19 protein-coding genes are annotated in these 17,958 nt (G+C 68.1%); 12 read left to right on the forward strand and 7 right to left on the reverse strand.

The features are described 5' to 3' along the window. The first annotated feature begins 125 nt into the window (after positions 1 to 125). The 5 genes from BKE09_RS05820 (at position 126) to BKE09_RS05840 (ending at position 4,867) form a co-directional block, all read left to right on the forward strand. On the forward strand, positions 126 to 764 hold the full coding sequence (locus tag BKE09_RS05820) for a PepSY-associated TM helix domain-containing protein (RefSeq protein ID WP_014036268.1): 639 nt from the start codon (positions 126 to 128) through the stop codon (positions 762 to 764). A 41-nt stretch (positions 765 to 805) separates the two neighbouring features. Next, positions 806 to 1,324, forward strand: coding sequence for a DUF2271 domain-containing protein (locus BKE09_RS05825; RefSeq protein ID WP_004147429.1), 519 nt, complete (start codon positions 806 to 808; stop codon positions 1,322 to 1,324). Between the two features lie 114 nt (positions 1,325 to 1,438). Then, positions 1,439 to 2,242 (forward strand): DUF4198 domain-containing protein, encoded by an 804-nt coding sequence (locus BKE09_RS05830; protein ID WP_075675143.1) that lies wholly within the window; start codon positions 1,439 to 1,441, stop codon positions 2,240 to 2,242. 52 nt (positions 2,243 to 2,294) lie between these two features. After that, the gene (locus BKE09_RS05835; protein ID WP_075676594.1) at positions 2,295 to 3,266 is read left to right on the forward strand and encodes an FAD:protein FMN transferase; all 972 of its coding nucleotides are present in this window, start codon (positions 2,295 to 2,297) and stop codon (positions 3,264 to 3,266) included. Continuing rightward, positions 3,263 to 4,867 (forward strand): sulfite reductase subunit alpha, encoded by a 1,605-nt coding sequence (locus tag BKE09_RS05840; protein WP_075675144.1) that lies wholly within the window; start codon positions 3,263 to 3,265, stop codon positions 4,865 to 4,867. Before BKE09_RS05835 ends, BKE09_RS05840 begins: the two co-directional genes overlap by 4 nt. Before the next feature lie 412 nt (positions 4,868 to 5,279). Here the strand turns inward: BKE09_RS05840 and BKE09_RS05845 are convergent, their stop codons facing one another. The 4 genes from BKE09_RS05845 to BKE09_RS05860 form a co-directional block, all read right to left on the reverse strand. Then, positions 5,280 to 5,888: a HutD family protein gene (locus tag BKE09_RS05845; RefSeq protein ID WP_075675145.1), complete on the reverse strand. Its 609-nt coding sequence runs from the start codon at positions 5,886 to 5,888 to the stop codon at positions 5,280 to 5,282. A 34-nt stretch (positions 5,889 to 5,922) separates the two neighbouring features. After that, on the reverse strand, positions 5,923 to 6,648 hold the full coding sequence (locus tag BKE09_RS05850; protein WP_004147404.1) for a murein L,D-transpeptidase catalytic domain family protein: 726 nt from the start codon (positions 6,646 to 6,648) through the stop codon (positions 5,923 to 5,925). 17 nt (positions 6,649 to 6,665) lie between these two features. Beyond that, positions 6,666 to 7,751 (reverse strand): L,D-transpeptidase, encoded by a 1,086-nt coding sequence (locus tag BKE09_RS05855; protein WP_075675146.1) that lies wholly within the window; start codon positions 7,749 to 7,751, stop codon positions 6,666 to 6,668. Positions 7,752 to 8,102: 351 nt separating this feature from the next. Beyond that, on the reverse strand, positions 8,103 to 8,429 hold the full coding sequence (locus BKE09_RS05860) for a helix-hairpin-helix domain-containing protein (RefSeq protein WP_075676596.1): 327 nt from the start codon (positions 8,427 to 8,429) through the stop codon (positions 8,103 to 8,105). Positions 8,430 to 8,628: 199 nt separating this feature from the next. Here BKE09_RS05860 and BKE09_RS05865 point away from each other — a divergent pair, with 199 nt between their 5' ends. The 4 genes from BKE09_RS05865 to murU all read left to right on the forward strand — a co-directional run bounded on the left by BKE09_RS05865 (position 8,629) and on the right by murU (position 12,258). Next, entirely contained in the window at positions 8,629 to 10,122 is a 1,494-nt protein-coding gene (locus BKE09_RS05865; protein WP_014036261.1) for a M20 family metallopeptidase, read from the forward strand. A 69-nt stretch (positions 10,123 to 10,191) separates the two neighbouring features. Next, a complete protein-coding gene (locus BKE09_RS05870; RefSeq protein WP_005415577.1) occupies positions 10,192 to 10,461 on the forward strand; it encodes a GlsB/YeaQ/YmgE family stress response membrane protein in 270 nt (89 codons plus the stop codon). A 64-nt stretch (positions 10,462 to 10,525) separates the two neighbouring features. Continuing rightward, on the forward strand, positions 10,526 to 11,551 hold the full coding sequence (locus tag BKE09_RS05875) for a phosphotransferase (protein WP_075675147.1): 1,026 nt from the start codon (positions 10,526 to 10,528) through the stop codon (positions 11,549 to 11,551). Beyond that, entirely contained in the window at positions 11,548 to 12,258 is a 711-nt protein-coding gene (gene murU, locus BKE09_RS05880; RefSeq protein WP_075675148.1) for an N-acetylmuramate alpha-1-phosphate uridylyltransferase MurU, read from the forward strand. Before BKE09_RS05875 ends, murU begins: the two co-directional genes overlap by 4 nt. Positions 12,259 to 12,858: 600 nt before the next feature. Here the strand turns inward: murU and hda are convergent. Genes hda through BKE09_RS05895 form a run of 3 tightly spaced genes read right to left on the reverse strand, consistent with a single transcriptional unit; the run spans position 12,859 to position 15,871 of the window. Further along, positions 12,859 to 13,566 carry a DnaA regulatory inactivator Hda gene (gene hda / locus BKE09_RS05885; protein ID WP_014646247.1) on the reverse strand — a complete coding sequence of 236 codons (708 nt, stop codon included), beginning with the start codon at positions 13,564 to 13,566 and terminating at the stop codon, positions 12,859 to 12,861. Beyond that, positions 13,566 to 14,735 carry an AI-2E family transporter gene (locus BKE09_RS05890; RefSeq protein WP_049442953.1) on the reverse strand — a complete coding sequence of 390 codons (1,170 nt, stop codon included), beginning with the start codon at positions 14,733 to 14,735 and terminating at the stop codon, positions 13,566 to 13,568. The genes hda and BKE09_RS05890 overlap by 1 nt, the downstream gene beginning before the upstream one ends. Next, positions 14,732 to 15,871 (reverse strand): DUF2066 domain-containing protein, encoded by a 1,140-nt coding sequence (locus BKE09_RS05895; protein ID WP_075675149.1) that lies wholly within the window; start codon positions 15,869 to 15,871, stop codon positions 14,732 to 14,734. The genes BKE09_RS05890 and BKE09_RS05895 overlap by 4 nt, the downstream gene beginning before the upstream one ends. 99 nt (positions 15,872 to 15,970) lie before the next feature. Here BKE09_RS05895 and purM point away from each other — a divergent pair, with 99 nt between their 5' ends. Genes purM through BKE09_RS05910 form a run of 3 tightly spaced genes read left to right on the forward strand, consistent with a single transcriptional unit; the run spans position 15,971 to position 17,958 of the window. Continuing rightward, positions 15,971 to 17,029 (forward strand): phosphoribosylformylglycinamidine cyclo-ligase, encoded by a 1,059-nt coding sequence (purM, locus tag BKE09_RS05900; RefSeq protein WP_049442955.1) that lies wholly within the window; start codon positions 15,971 to 15,973, stop codon positions 17,027 to 17,029. 21 nt (positions 17,030 to 17,050) lie between these two features. After that, the gene (locus tag BKE09_RS05905) at positions 17,051 to 17,539 is read left to right on the forward strand and encodes a hypothetical protein (protein ID WP_075675150.1); all 489 of its coding nucleotides are present in this window, start codon (positions 17,051 to 17,053) and stop codon (positions 17,537 to 17,539) included. Beyond that, positions 17,536 to 17,958 (forward strand): hypothetical protein, encoded by a 423-nt coding sequence (locus BKE09_RS05910; RefSeq protein WP_075675151.1) that lies wholly within the window; start codon positions 17,536 to 17,538, stop codon positions 17,956 to 17,958. The genes BKE09_RS05905 and BKE09_RS05910 overlap by 4 nt, the downstream gene beginning before the upstream one ends.

The raw sequence follows: 17,958 nt of genomic DNA on the forward strand, positions 1-17,958 counted from the left end.
AGCGGTAGTGCCGGCCGCTGGCCGGCAACCGCCAATACCCCGTATGGGATACAGAACGATACGCAATTGCGAGCTATTCTCATCAATGATGTAATGGGCAGTCCCCGTCCGCCTCGAACCGTGCCGTGAGCCGTCCTGCCTCCTCCACCGTGCAGCAGCAACAGAACCGTGGCTTCTGGCTGCGGACGCTGCACCAGTGGCACTGGATCAGCTCGGCGGTGTGCCTGATCGGCATGCTGCTGTTCGCGGTGACCGGCCTGACCCTCAACCATGCGGCGAAGATCGAAGCCAAGCCCCAGGTGCAGAACCAGCAGCTGGAACTGCCGGCCGATCTGCTCGGCCAGCTGGGCACACGCGAAGACGGCAACGCGCCGATCCCGCGTCCGGCCCGGCAATGGCTGGATACGCAGCTGGGCATCGCCATCGGCGGCCGCCCGGCCGAGTGGTCGGCCGAGGAGATCTACCTGTCGCTGCCGCGCCCCGGCGGCGACGCCTGGTTGAGCATCGACCGCGAGACCGGCGCGGTGGAGTACGAATCGACCTCACGCGGCGTGGTGTCCTACCTCAATGACCTGCACAAGGGCCGTAACGCGGGCCCGGCGTGGGGCTGGTTCCTGGACCTGTTCGCCGTGGCCTGCCTGGTGTTCTGCATCACCGGCCTGTTCCTGCTGCACCTGCATGCGCGCCAGCGGCGCATGACCTGGCCGCTGGTCGGCCTGGGCCTGATGATTCCGCTGCTGATCGCCCTGCTGCTGATCCACTGACGTCCCCCCATGAATTCCATCCGTTTCCCCGGAGCCGCCCCATGCGCGTCACCCTGACCATCGCCCTCAGCGGCCTGCTGGCCACCTCGCCGGCCTATGCCACCACCCTCGACATCAACGTCGAAGTGCCCAAGCTCAACGTGGCCGAGTACCACCGCCCGTATGTGGCAGTGTGGCTGGAAGGCGCCGACCAGAAGGTCGCGGCCAACCTGTCGGTCTGGTATCAGCAGACCAGCAACAGCGAAGGCCACGGCACCAAGTGGCTGCCCGACCTGCGCCAGTGGTGGCGCAAGAGCGGCCGCACCCTGCAGGTGCCGGTGGACGGCGTGACCGGCCCGACCCGCCCGGCCGGCAAGCACGCGCTGTCGTTCAACGACAAGCAGCCGGCACTGAAGCAGCTGGCCCCGGGCAACTACACCCTGGTGGTGGAAGCGGTGCGCGAAGTCGGTGGCCGTGAACTGCTGAAGATCCCCTTCACCTGGCCGGCCACCGCCGCGCAGAACGGCAAGGCGCAGGGCGCCACCGAACTGGGCCAGGTCACCCTCGCCGTCAAACCCTGACCGCTCATCCGGGTCAGAGCCCTTCCTGCGGAAGGGGTCCGACCCCGGGGTCGGATCCCTTTCCCGCGGAAAGGGCTCTGACCCCATCCATCCGCATCCACTGGAGTCTTCCGCATGAAGCGCACGCTCGTCCTCGCCGGCGCCCTGGCCGCTGCCCTTCCCTTCTCCGCCCTGGCCCACAAGGCCTGGCTGCTGCCCTCGCAGACCGTGATCGCCGGCAACGCGCCGTGGATCACCGTCGACGGTGCGGTCTCCAACGACCTGTTCTACTTCAACCACGTGCCGCTGCGCCTGGAGTCGGTGGTGATCACCGCCCCGGATGGCAGCACCGTACAGCCGCAGAACGCCGCCACCGGCAAGTACCGCAGCGTGTTCGACATCGAACTGAAGCAGCCGGGCACCTACCGCATCGCTTCGGTCAATGACGGCCTGTTCGCCACCTACGAGCAGAACGGCGAGCGCAAGCGCTGGCGCGGCAGCGTCGCCACCTTCGGTGAACTGCCGAAGGACGCGAAGAAGCTGGAAGTGAGCCAGTCGGTCGGCCGCGTGGAGACCTTCGTCACCAACGGCGCGCCGAACGACACCGCGCTGAAGCCGACCAACCGTGGCATCGAGCTGGTCGCCGTCGGCCACCCGAATGACCTGTTCGCCGGCGAGGAAGCCACCTTCCGCGTGCTGGTCGATGGCAAGCCGACCGCCGGCCTGGAATTCGAGATCGTGCGTGGCGCCACCCGCTACCGCAACGCGCAGGACGAGCTGAAGCTGACCAGCGACGCCAAGGGCGAGATCAAGGTGACCTGGCCGGAAGCCGGCATGTACTGGCTGGAAACCGGTACCGAGGACAACAAGACGTCGGTGAAGCAGGCCGCCAAGCGCCGCCTGAGCTACGTCGCCACGCTGGAAGTGCTGCCGCAGTAATGTGGACCGCGATGCCGGGCAATCCCCGGCATCGCCGCCGCAACGCATCACCATGACCGATTCCCTGCTCGACATCGCCCGCCTCGGTGGCACCACCATGGGCACCACCTGGAGTGTGTCGCTGGTCGCGTCGCGCCAGCGCGACCTGCACCCGCTGCACGCTGGCATCCAGGCGCGGCTGGATGAGGTGGTCGCGCAGATGAGCACCTGGGAGCGCGGTTCGGATCTGAGCCGCTACAACCGCGCCGACGCCGGCCGGTGGTGCGTGCTGCCCGCCGAAACGCGCCACGTCCTGGCCTGCGCACAGGCCATCGCTGCCGCCAGTGATGGCGCCTTCGATCCCACCGTCGGCCCGCTTGTGGCGCTATGGGGCTTCGGTGCACATGCCGGTGAACGCCGCCAGCCCGACGACGCTACCCTGCAGGCCACACGTGAACGTTGCGGTTGGCAGCGCCTGCAGTGGCAGGATGATGCGCTGCTGCAACCGGGCGGGCTGGAACTGGATCTCTCTGCGATCGCCAAGGGCTTTGGCGTCGATCACGTGGCCGCCTGGTTGCGTGGACAAGGCATTGCTGCAGCGCTGATCGAAGTCGGCGGCGAACTGGCCGGCTACGGCCGCAAACCGGATGGCCAACCGTGGCGCGTGCTGGTGGAATCCGCACCGGAAGAGGATGCGCACGCCGATACCGCGCCACGGGTGCTGGCGCTGGACGGCAAGGCGGTGGCCACTTCCGGCGATCGTTGGCACCAGTACCAGGCCGATGGCGAGGCCTACAGCCACAGCCTCGACCCGCGTACGGGCAGGCCGGTGCGGCAGGTCGCCGCGGCAGTAACCGTGGTCGCCGACGACGCCATGCACGCCGATGCCTGGGCCACCGCACTGACCGTACTCGGTCGCGAACAGGGCATGGCGCTGGCCGAACGCGAAGGACTGGCCGCGCGCTACCTGCAACGCGCCGCAGAAGGTCCGCAGGAATTCCTCAGCAGCGCCTTCCAGCGCCTGCTCGACGGGCAGGACGCATGAGCACGCGGCCATCGCGCGCGCTGCTCGGCAACGCACTTGTACTGATCGTACTGGCGCTGATCGCCTGGGCGCTGCTGCGACTTCATCTCGGCGAAGCCTGGTGGCAGGGCGCACCGCCGGCACGGCAATCGCAGTTCGCCATCATCGCCACCGCGCTGTACGCGCTGGCCTGCGCAGCACTGTGGTGGCGCAGTCGTCCGCGCGATGATGCGGCGTCCGGCGATACCGCACCGATCCTGCTGGTCTGGTCCAGCCAGACCGGCTTTGCCCGCGAACTGGCCGAACGCAGTGCCGAGGCCATGCGCGGTGCCGGCATGCCGGTGCGTGTGCGCGGACTGCATGAGGTGGATGCAGCGTTGCTGGCCGACAGCCAGCGCGCGCTGTTCATTGCCAGCACCACCGGCGAAGGCGATCCGCCCGACCACGCCCTGCCGTTCCTGCGCGGGGTGATGGCCACGCCGCCTCCGCTGCAGCATCTGCAGTACGGCGTGCTCGCGCTGGGCGACCGCAGCTATGGCCACTTCTGCGGATTCGGCCACCAGCTGGACCAGTGGTTGCGCCAGCACGGTGCGCATCCGCTGTTCGATGCGATCGAGGTCGACAATGCCGATCCGGCGGCACTGCGCCATTGGCAGCAGTTGCTGGGACAACTTGGCGGCGGCGCCACTGAACTGCCCGACTGGAGCCCGGCCGAGTATCAGCCGTGGACGCTGCTGCAACGCGAGCATCTGAATCCGGGCAGCCCCGGCGGCCCGGTGTACTGGTTGCGCCTGCAGCCACCGCCTGGCGTCGATGTGCAATGGCAGGCCGGCGACATCGCCGAGATCGGCCCGCAGCACCCACGCCACAGCGCGCGCGCCTGGCTCGATGCACAGGGCTTCAATGCAGACACCGTGCTGGATGACGGGCAGTCGCTGCTGGCCCGTATCGAGCGCTCGCATCTGCCCTCGCTGGTTCCTCCGGGTGATCTGCCCGCGTTGTTGGCAACCCTGCAACCGCTGCCCCATCGCGAGTATTCCATCGCCTCGGTGATGGCCGACGGCGCGGTGGAGTTGCTGCTGCGTCGCCAGCTGCGCACCGATGGCACACCCGGCATCGGCAGCGGGTGGCTGTGCGACCACGCCGCACTCGGCGAACCGGTGCAGCTGCGACTGCGCCGCAACGACAATTTCCACGGTGTCGCCGCCGATGCCCCCCTGCTGCTGATCGGCAACGGCACCGGCATTGCCGGCCTGCGCGCGCACCTGCACGAACGCGCCCAGCGTGGCGCGCGTCGTACCTGGTTGCTGTTCGGTGAGCGCACCGCCGCGCACGACTTCCATTTCGGCGAAGAGCTGCAGGCGATGCTGGAAGACGGCACGCTGGCGCGGCTGGATGCAGTGTTCAGCCGCGATGGCGGTGCGCATCGCTATGTGCAGGACCGCCTGCTGGCCGAAGCGGCAACACTACGGCAATGGATCGATGAAGGCGCGACGATCCTGGTCTGCGGCAGCCTGCAGGGCATGGCCCCGGCCGTGGATGCAGTGATCGAGCAGGTGCTGGGTACCGCAGGCAAGGAAGCGCTGCTGCTGGCCGGTCGTTACCGGCGCGATGTGTATTGAGGTCGCCCCATCCACGCATGGCGTGGATCTACAGCGGGTTAGACCCGCCTCCTGGTGGGTGCGAACCTTGGTTCGCACCATGACGCGGTGTCGGTGGCCGCATCCACGCATGGCGTGGATCTACTGAACGGATTCGGTAGGTGCGAACCGCTTTCTGGCGGGTGCGATCCTTGGTTCGCACCATGACGCGGTGTCGGCGGCCGCATCCACGCATGGCGTGGATCTACTGAACGGATTCGGCGGGTGCGAACCGCTCTCTGGTGGGTGCGAACCTTGGTTCGCACCATGACGCGGTGTCGGTGGCCCCATCCACGCATGGCGTGGATCTACAACGGCGTGTCGAGGCATGGTGGCAACCGCATTTGCAGTAGATCCACGCCATGCGTGGATAGCGCCCACCAGCACCCAGGAATCATGCCCCCGCCGCGCTGACCCGTATCGCCAACAACTCGCCACCACCGCTGAGCGCATGCCGTTGCCTCTCGCCCGCCGCCAACCACGCGGTGTCTCCCGCCTGCAGCGCCGGCAGGCCACTATCGGCACCGAACTCCGCCTGTCCGGCCAGCAGATGCAGCGCCCACGCAACGCCCGGTTCGCAGAAGAAGAACATCGCGCCCACCAGTGGCCGGTGCAGCAGTTCGGCCTGCAGCAGGTCGCGCTTCCACATCAGGTTGAAGTCGTGGGTGGTGCCATCGACCAGTTCGCCGTGCAGCGCTTCCTCACCGGCAAACCGCACCCGTCCGTGCGGCGGCAGCACCTCGGCCACACGGCCATCCTCGAAACGCAGGCGCACGCCATTGCCCTGCAACAGCACCAGTTCGCGTTCCACGCCGGGGAAGGCGGAAAACGCAGCGTCCTGCTCGATCTCGGCCACGGACAGGCGCAGCGCCCAGTCATCGCCTTGCGCGGGCAGGCGCAGGATCTCGCGGGTCCAGCCAAGTCCATTCCGCCAGCGTTCGCGGCGATAGTCCAGGTGGGAGATCACCTGGCTCGGAGTGTGCAGCAGGGAGTCGATGTTCATCGGCGCATTGCATCACGCCGCGCGCCGTCGTGCATCACCGCGTGGCGAGCGTGCCCTGGCCACCGCACTCGCCGCCCAGCAGCTGCGAGTGCTTCAGCCAATCCTGATCGGGGTAGTAGGCAAACACCATCGTGCCACCGCGCAAGGCGTCGATCAGCGGCTTGGCCACCGACAGCCGCACCGCCGGGCAGCCCAGGCTGCGGCCGAGCCGCCCCTGCAGCTGTGCGGTGGCCGGGTTCACGTAGGGTGCGCCGTGGATGACGATCGCGCGTTCGCGCGCGCGGTCGTTGAAGCCCGGCTCCAGGCCGGCCAGGCGCAGCGAATATCCATTGCCGCCCATGTAGGTCTCCTGCGCGGTGAACGCGCCGAGACTGGACATGAAACTGCCATCGCGGTTGGAGAAGTGCTCGGTGCGGTTCTCGCCGCTGTTGCGGCCATGTGCCACCCATTCCTCGAACAGCAGGCGCTGGTGCGCCAGGTCGAACACCCACAGGCGCGGCTCGGTGGACGGCCGCGAATAGTCGATCACGCTGAGGCGATCACCGTTGATGCCCAGCTCCGGCCGCTGCAGCGCACAGCGCATGGCATGTGCCGCCAGCTGCAACACGTGGCGGTCGGCCTTGGGCGCACTGCGCGACAGCAAGGCAGCCAGATCATCGGCACTGGTGGCGAGGGCGGGCGTCTGTGCCAGCGCCGGGGCGCTGGCGGAGGTCGCCAGCAGGCCGAACGCGGCCAGCCGGCACAGGCGGGATGCAGTCATGGGCACAACGAGGGGACTCAGTTGCCCTTGAGGGTGGACCCTGGCGGCTCGGATTCCAAGACCGGCTGCATTCCGGATTCAGCCGGGCTTGGGCGGACCGCCGGCAGCGAGGTGACCAGCAGGGTCGTGCCCGGCACCAGCACCTCGTACAGCTGGCGGGCGAAATCGGCCGGCAGCGCCATCGGCAACGAGGGCGTGGCCAGCAGGTCCGGGGTGGCCTGGGCACGGTCCTGGCCCAGCAGCGGATAGGCCGTCCACTGGTGCAGGCGCTGGTTCACGTCCAGCGGGCTGGGCGTATCGCTGTAGCCCTGCCCCATCACGAACAACGTGGTGCCCTGGAAGGCCGGCAGGGCGTCGGCCTTCAGCGGCGACTCGCCGATCATCACGCCATCGCGCAGCACATACAGGCGCTGGTCATGCAGGCTGACCAGGATGCCGACCTGCCCGGCCGGGGCCGCGCTGTCGTCCCACCAGGCCTGCGCCGGCGCCCCGCCCTCGGTCTCCGGCAGGGCCTGGCCACGTGCGTTGACCGGTGCCAGCACCGACGGATAGGCCAGGGTCATCGGCGAACTCTTGGCGTCGGCGACGACCACGGTATCGCCGCGCTGCGTTTCGCTGAACAGCTTCTGCGCGAACGCCTGCGGCAGGCGCACGCAACCGTGCGAGGCCGGGTGCCCGGGCAGGCTGCCGCCATGCAGGGCGATGCCGTCCCAGGTCAGCCGCTGCATGTAGGGCATCGGCGCGCTGTTGTAGAGGTTGGACTTGTGGTCCTTGTCCTTCTGCAGGATGGTGAACACACCGGTCGGCGTCTCGTGCCCGGCCTTGCCCGAGCTGATCGTGGTCAGGCCGATGGCAATGCCGTTGCGGTAGACGTAGGCGCGCTGCTCATCGAGGCTGACCACCAGCACGATCGGTCCGGTCGGGGAAATTTCCGGATGCCACAGGTACTCGCCCGGCTTCAGGTCGGTCGGCCCGCGTACCTCGGCGGTGCTGGCAGCAGCGGCCGTTGGCTTGGCAGCCGCAGCCGGTGCAGCGGCGTGGGCCAGCAGCGGCAGGGCCAGCGCCAGGGCGAGCATCAGGGTCGTGGGGCGGTGCGGAAGCATCCAGCGGTGTCCTTTCCATGCGGAGCGGCCACCGTACACCATCGGCCCGTGGTGACCGCGGCAAAACCAGGCGCCGGAAATGAAACTGCCCGGCGACACAGCCATGTGTCGTACCGGGCAATCGTTACGTCCTTGTCGGCCTGCTGCCGCCCCCTCGCATCCTGCGCTGTGGGGGTAGCGTTGCATCCTGCACGCGGCCGCGTCTGTCCTGTTTGTATCTCAGCCCCTTCCACAGGTCTGTGATGCCACCATCCTGGTGATTGGTGCCGCGTCCTGCGGCGGTCGGTGGTCACGGCCTTCCTGTCCGTGTCCGGTGAACCAGCCTCCTGCCGGTTCCGACGATTCCTGCTGTCAGCGCCTGGGTACGGTCCGCACCGGTACCGATCCGGGTACCGGATCCGCCGGCAACAACCTGTTGCCTACGGTGATCCGCTGTCGATTCCGTTCGACGATCGCTTTCCCTATCCCCCTCACCTGCGTCAAGTCCTCGACGCGATGAAACGGGCCGTGTCTGCGCCGGTGCTCGACGATCGCCTCGGCCTTGGCGGCTCCGACCATCGTCAATCCCTGCTGCAGCGCCTGGGCATCGGCGCGGTTGATGTCGATCGGTTCGGCGGCATGCGCCCCAGCGATCCCCACTACCAGCACCAGTGCCCTCAACACGACAAACCAAGGCACGACGTGTATCTCCTTGTGATTCTGGCCGTCCCGACCGGCAATCCCGTCGGTAGGAACAGTGTCCGTCACCACATGTGCACAGCCTATCGGTTTCCCGGATTTCCGTAAGCCAGCCAAATACCCGACGTGATGTAGGAAAAACCCTACCCTCAGCACAGGCGTAGAATGCGCGGATCAGCCCATGCAACCGGAGTTTCAGATGGACAGCGCCAAGCTCGGCCAATTCGTCAATGACAAGTGGGACAGCGAAATCGTCCCGCAGTTGGTCGACTACATCCGCATTCCCAACAAGTCGCCGATGTTCGACGCCAATTGGGTGCAGAACGGCTACATGGAACAGGCGGTCACCCTGATGGAGAACTGGGCCAAGGCCCAGCAGCTGCCCGGCCTGAAGGTTGAAGTGGTGCGCCTGGAAGGCCGTACCCCGCTGATCTTCCTGGAAATTCCGGCCACCGGCGCCGAAACCGGCGACGACACCATCCTGCTCTACGGCCACCTCGACAAGCAGCCGGAAATGACCGGCTGGGACGACGACCTCGGCCCGTGGACCCCGGTCCTGCGCGGCGACAAGCTGTATGGCCGCGGCGGTGCGGACGACGGCTACGCCATCTTCGGCTCGCTGGCCGCGGTGCTGGCGCTGCAGGCCCAGGGCCTGCCGCACGCCCGCTGCGTGGTGCTGATCGAAGCCTGTGAAGAGTCCGGCAGCTATGACCTGCCGGCCTACGTCGACCACCTGGCCGACCGCATCGGCAAGCCGTCGCTGGTGGTCTGCCTGGATTCGGGCTGCGCCAACTACGACCAGCTGTGGTGCACCACCTCGCTGCGCGGCCTGACCGGCGGCAACTTCACCGTGAAGGTGCTCAACGAAGGCGTGCACTCCGGTGATGCCTCCGGCGTGATTCCGTCCAGCTTCCGCCTGCTGCGCCAGCTGCTGTCGCGCATCGAGGACCAGGACACCGGCCGCATCCTGATCGACGGCATGAACGTGGAGATCCCGGCCGAGCGCCAGGCGCAGGCCAAGCGTGCCGCCGAAGTGGTCGATACCGAGATCTTCGAGAAGTTCCCGATGGTCGACGGCCTGCGCCCGATGAACGAAGACCTGACCGAGCTGGTGCTCAACCGCACCTGGCGCCCGGCGCTGTCGGTCACCGGCGTGGGTGGCATGCCGGCGCTGGAATCGGCCGGCAACGTGCTGCGCCCGCAGACCTCGGTGAAGCTGTCGCTGCGCCTGCCGCCGACCGCCGATGGCAAGACCTGTGGCGAGCTGCTGAAGGAAGCGCTGCTGCGCGATCCGCCGAACGGCGCCCACGTCACCCTGGACCTGGAAAAGGCCTCCACCGGCTGGAATGCCCCGGCCATGGCGCCGTGGCTGACCCAGGCCATCGACGATGCCAGCCAGGCCTTCTTCGGCAAGCCGGCGATGTACATGGGCGAAGGCGGCTCGATCCCGTTCATGGGCATGCTGGGTGAGAAGTTCCCGGGTGCGCAGTTCATGATCACCGGCGTGCTCGGCCCGCACTCCAATGCGCATGGCCCGAACGAGTTCCTGCACATCCCGATGGGCAAGAAGGTCACCGCCTGCGTGTCCAAGGTAATCAGCGAGCACTACGCCGCCAGCCTGCGCGGCGAGACCAGCGGTTCGCCGGTGGCTGCCGACAGCGGCACCCGCCACGGCGACCACGGCTGCTGCTGATCCGGCACCCGTGACGGACGCAGCCTGGCCTTGCTAGGCTGCGTCCACACTCAAGCGGAATCCGCGCGCATGAATGGTCTGTTCGGCAGCAGCAGCTGGCTGTACATCCTGCTGGTTGGCTTCTTCGTCGGCCTGCTCGGGCGTTTCTTCATGCCCGGCAACAACCGCATGGGCTGCCTGCTGACCATCGTGCTGGGCATTCTCGGTGCCCTGCTGGCCGGCTGGTTCGGCCAGTACATGGGCTGGTACGCCCCTGGCGAACCGGCCGGTTTCCTCGGTGCGGTGGTGGGCGCGGTGGCCGTTCTTGCCGTCCTGCGCCTGTTCAGCGGCCGCCGCTGACGCCGCTCCCCCTTCCCTTCCTGTTGCCGACGTTGGCGCGCCCGGCGCGCCCGGATATGCCTGCATGACCGAACCCGCCTCTGATCCCCAGCGCAGCGCGCAGCGCCTGCAGTGGGCCCGTACCCAGCTCGACGATGCCGACGCGGTGGTCGAACGCGCCTCGGTCGATGCCGGCATGCGCAGCTATTGGCGTACCACCAGCACGCGTGGCAGCCACATCGTGATGGACGCTCCGCCGGGACTGGAAGATCCGCGGCCGTGGCTGCGCATGCGCGGCCTGCTGCACGACCACGGTCTGCGCGTGCCCACGCTGCTCGCCCAGGACCTGGAGGCCGGCTTCCTGCTGCTGGAAGATCTCGGCGGCCCGACCCTGGCGAAGATCCTCGACGAGCGCAACGCCGATGAATGGTTCGGTCGCTCGATCGAACAACTGCTGCGCCTGCAGGCGATCCCGGTGCCAGCCGACTTCGGCCAGTTCGGCGAAGCGCTGCTGCAGCGTGATGCCGGTCTGTTCGACGAATGGTTCCTGCAGCGCCACCTGAACCTGGAGCTGGACTGTGGCGAGATTGAAGGCCTGCAGCTGGTGCACCGCCGGCTGATGGACAACGCACTGGGCCAGGCCCAGCTGATGACCCACCGCGACTACATGCCGCGCAACCTGATGCCGGTCGACGACGGCCCCGCCGTGCTGGATTTCCAGGACCTGGTGCGTGGCCCGATCGCCTACGACGCGGTGAGCCTGTTCAAGGACGCCTTCCTGAGCTGGCCGCTGCAACGCGTGGACGAGTGGCTGGCGCAGTACCACGAGCGCGCACGCAGCGCCGGCCTGCCGGTGCCCGACCGCGCCACCTTCCTCCGCGATGCCGACTGGATGGGCATCCAGCGCCACGTGAAGATTCTCGGCCTGTTCTGCCGCCTGCGCTACCGCGACAACAAGGGCCACTACCTGGACGACGCACCGCGCTTCATCACCTACCTGGATGAGGTGCTGCCGCGCTACCGCGAACTGGCGCCGTTGCAGCAGCTGCTGGACGACCGCATCAAGCCGGCGCTGGCCGAACTGTCCGCACCGATGCGCGTGGCCCGATGAAGGCGCTGGTCTTTGCCGCTGGCCTCGGCGAGCGCATGCGCCCGCTGACCCTGCACACGCCCAAGCCGCTGCTGGAAGTGGCCGGCAAGCCACTGATCGTCTGGCACCTGGAACGCCTCGCGGCGCTCGGCGTGCGCGAGGTGGTCGTCAACACCGCGTGGCTGGCCGAACAGTTTCCGGCGACGCTGGGCGACGGCAGCCAATGGGGCCTGCATCTGCATTTCCTGTACGAAGGGCAGACCCCGCTGGAAACCGGCGGTGGCATCCTCAACGCACTGCCGGTGCTGGGCGACGCCCCGTTCCTGGTGGTGAACGGCGATATCTGGACCGATTTCGATTTCGCCTCGCTGCCGCGCGAGCCGCAGGGCCAGGCACACCTGGTGCTGGTCGACAATCCCGCGCAGCACCCTGACGGTGACTACCGCCTGGATGCACAGGGCCTGCTGCACCACGACCGCACGGGGCCGTGCCTGACCTACGCGGGCATCGGCGTGTACCGTCCTTCGATCGTGGCCGATTGGCGCACGGTGATCGGTGATGCGCCAGGCAGCGAGCGGCTGCCGCCGAAGTTCTCGGTGGTGCCGCTGCAGAAGCACTTCATGGCTCAGGGGTTGATGACGGGGCAGCACCATCGCGGGCGCTGGACTGACGTCGGGACGGTGGATCGCCTGCGCGCGCTGGATGCGGAGTTGGCAGCGAACGGCTGAGCCCCTCGTGGCTGGTCGCGTAGAGCGGATCGCGTGTTTGGCCGGACGGGTGGGCCATGCAGGGGACGCTGCAAGTCCCCCTCCGGGGCCCGGCCCAGCCGCTGGCGGTTGTGCGTTCAGGCGCTTGCGAAGCAGTGCTTCGCAAGCAAAGCGCCTTCACCCCTGTAAGCTCGATGGCGCCATCCATGGCGCCAACGCCCCTGCATGGCCCACCCGCCCGGCCTCTGACAGTTTCCGTGTGCGTCCAGCCACGGAAGAAAGAAAGAAAAGCAAAAGCGGGTCGCTTCGCTGCGCTTGCTCTGGTGACGACCAACGGTCGTCACCCACCACAAGCAAGACACGTGTCGACCAAGGTCGACACCCACCAACAGCAGTGCAGTATGTAGTCCCGGCAGATCGCGGGAACCTGTTGAAGGCGGGGTGGCTCAGGTTGCGGGGGCGTGAGCGCCATGGATGGCGCGACCGAGGCTACATGGACGTACTTGCGCCGTCCCCCGCAACCTGAGCCACCCCGCCATCCCACGGATAGCCCGCTTTTGACGTTGACGTTGCTTCGGCTTCGGCGGGTGCAGGGCGCAGCCCTGCAGACAAACCCCACCCTCAGTAGCGGGGCCGGCCTTCTTCCAGCACCTGGCGCAGGAACGGCACGGTGATCCGCCGCTTCGCCGCCAGCGATTCGCGGTCCAGCCAGTCCAGCAGGGTGATCAATCCACCCAGTTCGCGACCGGTGTGCGACAGCAGCCACTCGATGGCCGCCTCGTCGATGGCGAGGCCGCGTCGCAGTGCACGCTCACGCAGCACCGCGGCCCGCCCTTCCTCATCCAGCGGCTGCAGCAGCACGCGCACGCACTGGCCCAGCCGCGAGCGCAAGTCTGGCAGCACCAGTCCCAGTTCGCCCGGCGCCTTCTGTGCGGTGTACAGCACGGTCACGCCCGCAGCGCGCGCACGGTTGTGGAAATCGAACAGCGCGATCTCGTCCTCGCGGTTGCCGGCAACCTCGTCCAGGCCGTCCAGCGCCACCAGTTCGCGCGCTTCCAGCCCATCGAGCGCTGCACGTACACGGCCGGCGGCGCTGGCCAGCGGCACGTAGGTCGGCAGCCGCCCGGCCTGCTCGGCGCTGGAGCACATCGCCAGCGCCTGATGGGTCTTGCCCGTGCCCGCCGCACCTTCCAGGTAGACCCAATCATGGCTGGCGCCGACCGCGATCGCGCGCAGCTGCGCCAGCGCGCCATCCGGCGCGCCGATGAAGGTCTCCAGGCGCTGGTCCCGCGGGTAATGCAGGGCCAGCGGCAGTTGCGGCACACCCATCACTTCAGGTCGGGGCCCTTGTCGTCCGGAACGATGATATGGGGGGCGTCGACCACGCCATCAAGCACGATCGCCGGCTTCTCGCCCACGTACAGCTCGCTCTGGCGGTAGCGCTGGTGGGCATAGCGCAGCAGCACGTTGGTCACCGCCGCCACCGGCAGCGCCAGCAGCATGCCGAGGAAGCCGAACAGCTGGCCGCCGGCCATCACCGCGAAGATCACCGCCACCGGGTGCAGGCCGATCTTGTCGCCGACGATGCGCGGGGTCAGCACGTAGCTTTCCAGCAGCTGGCCCACGGTGAACACCACGCCGACCAGCAGCAGCAGCTTCAGGTCGAAGCCCTGCGCCTGCACCAGTGCGGCCACGATGGCCATCAGGATGCCGGTGGTCGCCCCCAGGTACGGGATGAAGCTGATCAGGCCGGCAATCAGGCCGATCAGCAGGCCCAGCTTGAGGCCGACCAGCGACAGGCCGCCGGCATAGATCACGCCCAGCGCCAGCATCACCAGGAACTGGCCGCGGATGAACGCCCCCAGCACTTCGTTGGACTCGCGTGCCAGCGCACTGATGGTGCCGATCTGGTTGCGCGGGATCACCGAAGCCACCCGCTCGACCAGCTTGTCCCAGTCGCGCAGGAAGTAGAACGCCAGGATCGGCAGCAGCAGGATGTTGACCACCCAGGTCACCATCGCAAAGCCCGAGCGCGAGACGTAGCCCATGAACGTGGTGGCGAAGCCGCCGGCCTGCTGCCAATGGCTGCGCACCCATTCGATCAGGCGGTCCGGATCCAGCCACTGCATCACTTCCAGGCCGGTCTTGTGCTCGAACCAGGGAATGCCGGTCTGCATCAGCCACGCCTGCGCCTGCGGCGCGACCGCGATCAGCGTGGTGATCTGGCGCTCGATCATCGGCACCAGCACCAGCAGCAATGCCACGAGCACCAGCACCATCGCTGCGAACACCAGCACCACGCCGGTCATCCGCGAACGGCCGGTGGCCTCGATGCGGTCCACCAGCGGGTCACCCAGCCAGGCCAGCGCCAGTGCCAGCACGAACGGGGTCAGGATCGGCGCCAGCAGCCACACCACCCAGCCGATCAGGCCGGCGAACAGGATGTACTTCAGCCGGCGCAGGAACTGCGCGATTTCAGCTTCCGGGGTCAGGGTCATCGCAGGCGGTACTCGTTGCTGACCGGCGCGGCCACCGGGGCACCGGTGGTGTCATCGATCGGGGTCGGCAGGGCCGGCAGCGGCGCGCTTGGCACCAGCACGCCGTTGTCGCCGAGCATGCGGTTGAAGCCGGCCAGGCCGGTGGTCATCTCCACGCTCAGCTCCAGCTGGCCGGCCGAGGCGTGCAGCGGGGTGACATTGCGCACCACCGGCACCTCGCGCAGGCCCGCGGCCAGGCGCAGGTAGTCATCGGCGCTGTTGATGCCGGTCACCACCAGGCGGTAGGTGCCGGCCTGGCCGGTGGCCACGCCGGCCTTGGCATAGCGCTTGACCAGCGCATCGGCGGCGCCGTCGGCACCGGCGGCCATCGCGCGCATGGCGTTGGCGTCCTTGCTGGTCCACTTGTTCAGTTCGCGGCCGTTGTCGACGAACACCCAGTCCGCCTGCCAGCCACCATTGGCGCGGTACAGCTTGCCGATCAGCTGCATCGGCGGCGAGTAGCGCGAGGAAGCACGGGCCACGGCGGCACTGTCCTGGCGCCAGATGGCACCGGCCAGGGCCTGTTCTGCAGCACCGCCGCTGGGCAGGCCCAGCTTGTAACCCCGCTCGATGGCGCGGTTCAGCAGCGGGCGGGCGGCATTGGCCTGCTGCACGCTGACCAGGCGCGGACCACTGCCGTCGTCGACGGCCAGCCACAGCACCGGCTTCGGTCGCGGCTGCGGCCACAGCGGCAGGCCCAGCGCCGAGACCAGCGAATCGACGTCATCCTCGCGGAAGCGGGCCACCAGCAGGGTCCGGAAGCTCGGTGCGCCACTGGCGCCCACGCTCTGGTCCTGCTTGTAGTCGTAGCTGGCCACGTAGTCCTTGGCATTGCGCAGCGCCTGCACCACGCCGGGGCGTGACATCACGTTGCGGTCGCCGGACAGCTTGCCCAGCACCACGCTCAGGGCACGGGCCAGGGCGCCGTTGCGATCGGCTTCGGCCTGGCTGTTGACGGGCACTTCGGCCTCATAGGCACCGGAGGCGGTGGCGACATCTCCCTCGGTGCGCAGGCCGCTCTGGGCCATCGTGGCCACCGGCAGGCTCAGTGCAAGGAGCAGGGTCAGAATCAGGCTGCGGCGCATCAGGACATCCATTGGCTCGACGAATCCGGGGGAATTGTTGCCCGAATACGGCCTTTGCGCCAATGCGGCCTGTTAAAATCGCTCGTTCAACCCCTGCCAGCGCCGACGCCCGTGACCAACACCCCGTCTTCCGCCCCCTCCCCCCTCACCTACCGTGACGCGGGTGTCGACATCGACGCCGGCAACGAGCTGGTCGAGCGGATCAAGCCCCTGGTCAAGCGCAGCTTCCGCCCGGAAGTGATGGGCGGCCTGGGCGGCTTCGGCGCCCTGTTCGACCTGTCCAACAAGTACCGCGAGCCGGTGCTGGTGTCGGGCACCGACGGCGTGGGCACCAAGCTGAAGCTGGCCCACCAGCTGAACCGCCACGATACGATCGGCATCGACCTGGTCGCGATGTGCGTGAACGACGTGCTGGTGCAGGGTGCCGAGCCGCTGTTCTTCCTGGACTATTTCGCCACCGGCAAGCTGGACATCGACACCGCCGCAGCGGTCGTGGGCGGCATCGCCAACGGCTGCACCGAGGCCGGCTGCGCGCTGATCGGCGGCGAAACCGCTGAAATGCCCGACATGTATGCCCCGGGCGAGTACGACCTGGCCGGCTTCACGGTCGCTGCGGTCGAGAAGAGCGAGCTGAAGGACGGCGCCAGCGTGGCCGCCGGCGACGTGCTGATCGGCATCGCCTCATCCGGCCCGCATTCCAATGGCTACTCGCTGGTGCGCCGCATCTACGACCGTGCCGGCCGCCCGGCCGACCTGGAGCTGGAAGGCGGCGTGAAGCTGGTCGACGCGCTGATGGCGCCGACCCGCCTGTACGTGAAGCCGATCCTGTCGCTGCTGAAGTCGCACGGCGAGGCCATCCACGGCATGGCCCACATCACCGGTGGCGGCCTGACCGAGAACATCATCCGCGTGGTGCCCGACGGCCTCGGCCTGGACATCCAGGCCTCGGCCTGGACCCTGCCGCCGGTGTTCCAGTGGCTGCAGAAGGAAGGCGCCGTGGCCGACAGCGAGATGTGGCGCACCTTCAACTGCGGCATCGGCTTCGTGCTGATCGTGGCGGCCGACCAGGTCGCCGCCGTGTCCGAGGCGGTCAAGGCACAGGGCCTGGAACACTGGACCATCGGCCAGGTGGTCACTGCTGAAGGCGCCGAACGCGTCCACATCGGCTGAACCCGGCCCCGAGGAGCCCGCATGGACGCAACGCCCCCCCTGCCCCCCGCCCCCGTGCCGCCGCCAACTGCGGCGGTACCGGCGTTCAGCAGCCAGGATGCTGACCATCTGCGCATGCTGTCGATTGCGCACTACGTGGTTGGTGGCCTGATCGCGCTGTTCTCGCTGATCTTCATCGTCCACATCGTGCTGGGCATCACCGCCCTCACCGGCAATCTGCCGATGAATTCCGGCGGCCAGCCCTCGTCGCCGGCCGAACAGCGCCTGTTCGGCTGGGTGTTCACCCTCATCGGCTGCGTCATCGTGTTCGGTGGCGTGACCCTCGGCGCGTTCGTCGCCTATGCCGGCCGTTGCCTGGCCCGCCGCCGCCGTTACCTGCTGTGCCTGATCATGGCCGGCCTGGCCTGCCTGTTCACGCCGATCGGTACCGTGCTGGGCGTGTTCAGCCTGATCACGCTGCTGCGCCCGCAGGTCAAGGCCGCGTTCGACACCGCTGGCACCGCGGCATGACGAGCCCGGGCGCGCCTCCGCCACTGCCGCAGCAGACCCTGGCGCACCTGCAGCTGGCCAGCCACCTGCAGACGCTGAAGGTGCTGTTCTACGCGCTGGCGGGTTTCCACTGGGTGGCCGCGCTGGCCTTCCTCGGCTTCATCGGCCTGGTTGCCAGCTCGCGCGGGCTGGACGATGGCGCGGTACTGGCCACCGTGTACGGCGCCGTTTCAGTGCTGGCTGCGGTGCTGGGCTTCGTGCAGCTGCACACCGCGCGCCTGCTGTCGCGTCGCACCGGGCTGGCCTGGTGCCAGCGCGCGGCCTGGCTGGCGGTGCTGGCCGGCCCGCTGGGCATGGCCCTGACCGCCTATGCCTGGGTGTTCCTGACCAAGCCTGACATGGCCGCACTGTTCGACCGTGGCGACCATCTCAGCGTCTGA

The organism is Stenotrophomonas sp. TD3 (assembly GCF_001939825.1).
GTDB lineage: Bacteria > Pseudomonadota > Gammaproteobacteria > Xanthomonadales > Xanthomonadaceae > Stenotrophomonas.

What these genes read in the sequence shown, in the direction of transcription:
- BKE09_RS05875 (WP_075675147.1), top strand. Translation starts at nt 10,526, where the DNA reads ATGACCGAACCCGCCTCTGATCCCCAGCGCAGCGCGCAGCGCCTGCAG.
- BKE09_RS05890 (WP_049442953.1), bottom strand. Translation starts at nt 14,735, where the DNA reads ATGACCCTGACCCCGGAAGCTGAAATCGCGCAGTTCCTGCGCCGGCTG.
- BKE09_RS05840 (WP_075675144.1), top strand. Translation starts at nt 3,263, where the DNA reads ATGAGCACGCGGCCATCGCGCGCGCTGCTCGGCAACGCACTTGTACTG.
- BKE09_RS05870 (WP_005415577.1), top strand. Translation starts at nt 10,192, where the DNA reads ATGAATGGTCTGTTCGGCAGCAGCAGCTGGCTGTACATCCTGCTGGTT.
- BKE09_RS05905 (WP_075675150.1), top strand. Translation starts at nt 17,051, where the DNA reads ATGGACGCAACGCCCCCCCTGCCCCCCGCCCCCGTGCCGCCGCCAACT.
- BKE09_RS05825 (WP_004147429.1), top strand. Translation starts at nt 806, where the DNA reads ATGCGCGTCACCCTGACCATCGCCCTCAGCGGCCTGCTGGCCACCTCG.
- BKE09_RS05895 (WP_075675149.1), bottom strand. Translation starts at nt 15,871, where the DNA reads ATGGATGTCCTGATGCGCCGCAGCCTGATTCTGACCCTGCTCCTTGCA.
- BKE09_RS05830 (WP_075675143.1), top strand. Translation starts at nt 1,439, where the DNA reads ATGAAGCGCACGCTCGTCCTCGCCGGCGCCCTGGCCGCTGCCCTTCCC.
- BKE09_RS05910 (WP_075675151.1), top strand. Translation starts at nt 17,536, where the DNA reads ATGACGAGCCCGGGCGCGCCTCCGCCACTGCCGCAGCAGACCCTGGCG.
- murU (WP_075675148.1), top strand. Translation starts at nt 11,548, where the DNA reads ATGAAGGCGCTGGTCTTTGCCGCTGGCCTCGGCGAGCGCATGCGCCCG.
- BKE09_RS05845 (WP_075675145.1), bottom strand. Translation starts at nt 5,888, where the DNA reads ATGAACATCGACTCCCTGCTGCACACTCCGAGCCAGGTGATCTCCCAC.
- hda (WP_014646247.1), bottom strand. Translation starts at nt 13,566, where the DNA reads ATGGGTGTGCCGCAACTGCCGCTGGCCCTGCATTACCCGCGGGACCAG.
- BKE09_RS05850 (WP_004147404.1), bottom strand. Translation starts at nt 6,648, where the DNA reads ATGACTGCATCCCGCCTGTGCCGGCTGGCCGCGTTCGGCCTGCTGGCG.
- BKE09_RS05835 (WP_075676594.1), top strand. Translation starts at nt 2,295, where the DNA reads ATGACCGATTCCCTGCTCGACATCGCCCGCCTCGGTGGCACCACCATG.
- BKE09_RS05865 (WP_014036261.1), top strand. Translation starts at nt 8,629, where the DNA reads ATGGACAGCGCCAAGCTCGGCCAATTCGTCAATGACAAGTGGGACAGC.
- BKE09_RS05855 (WP_075675146.1), bottom strand. Translation starts at nt 7,751, where the DNA reads ATGCTTCCGCACCGCCCCACGACCCTGATGCTCGCCCTGGCGCTGGCC.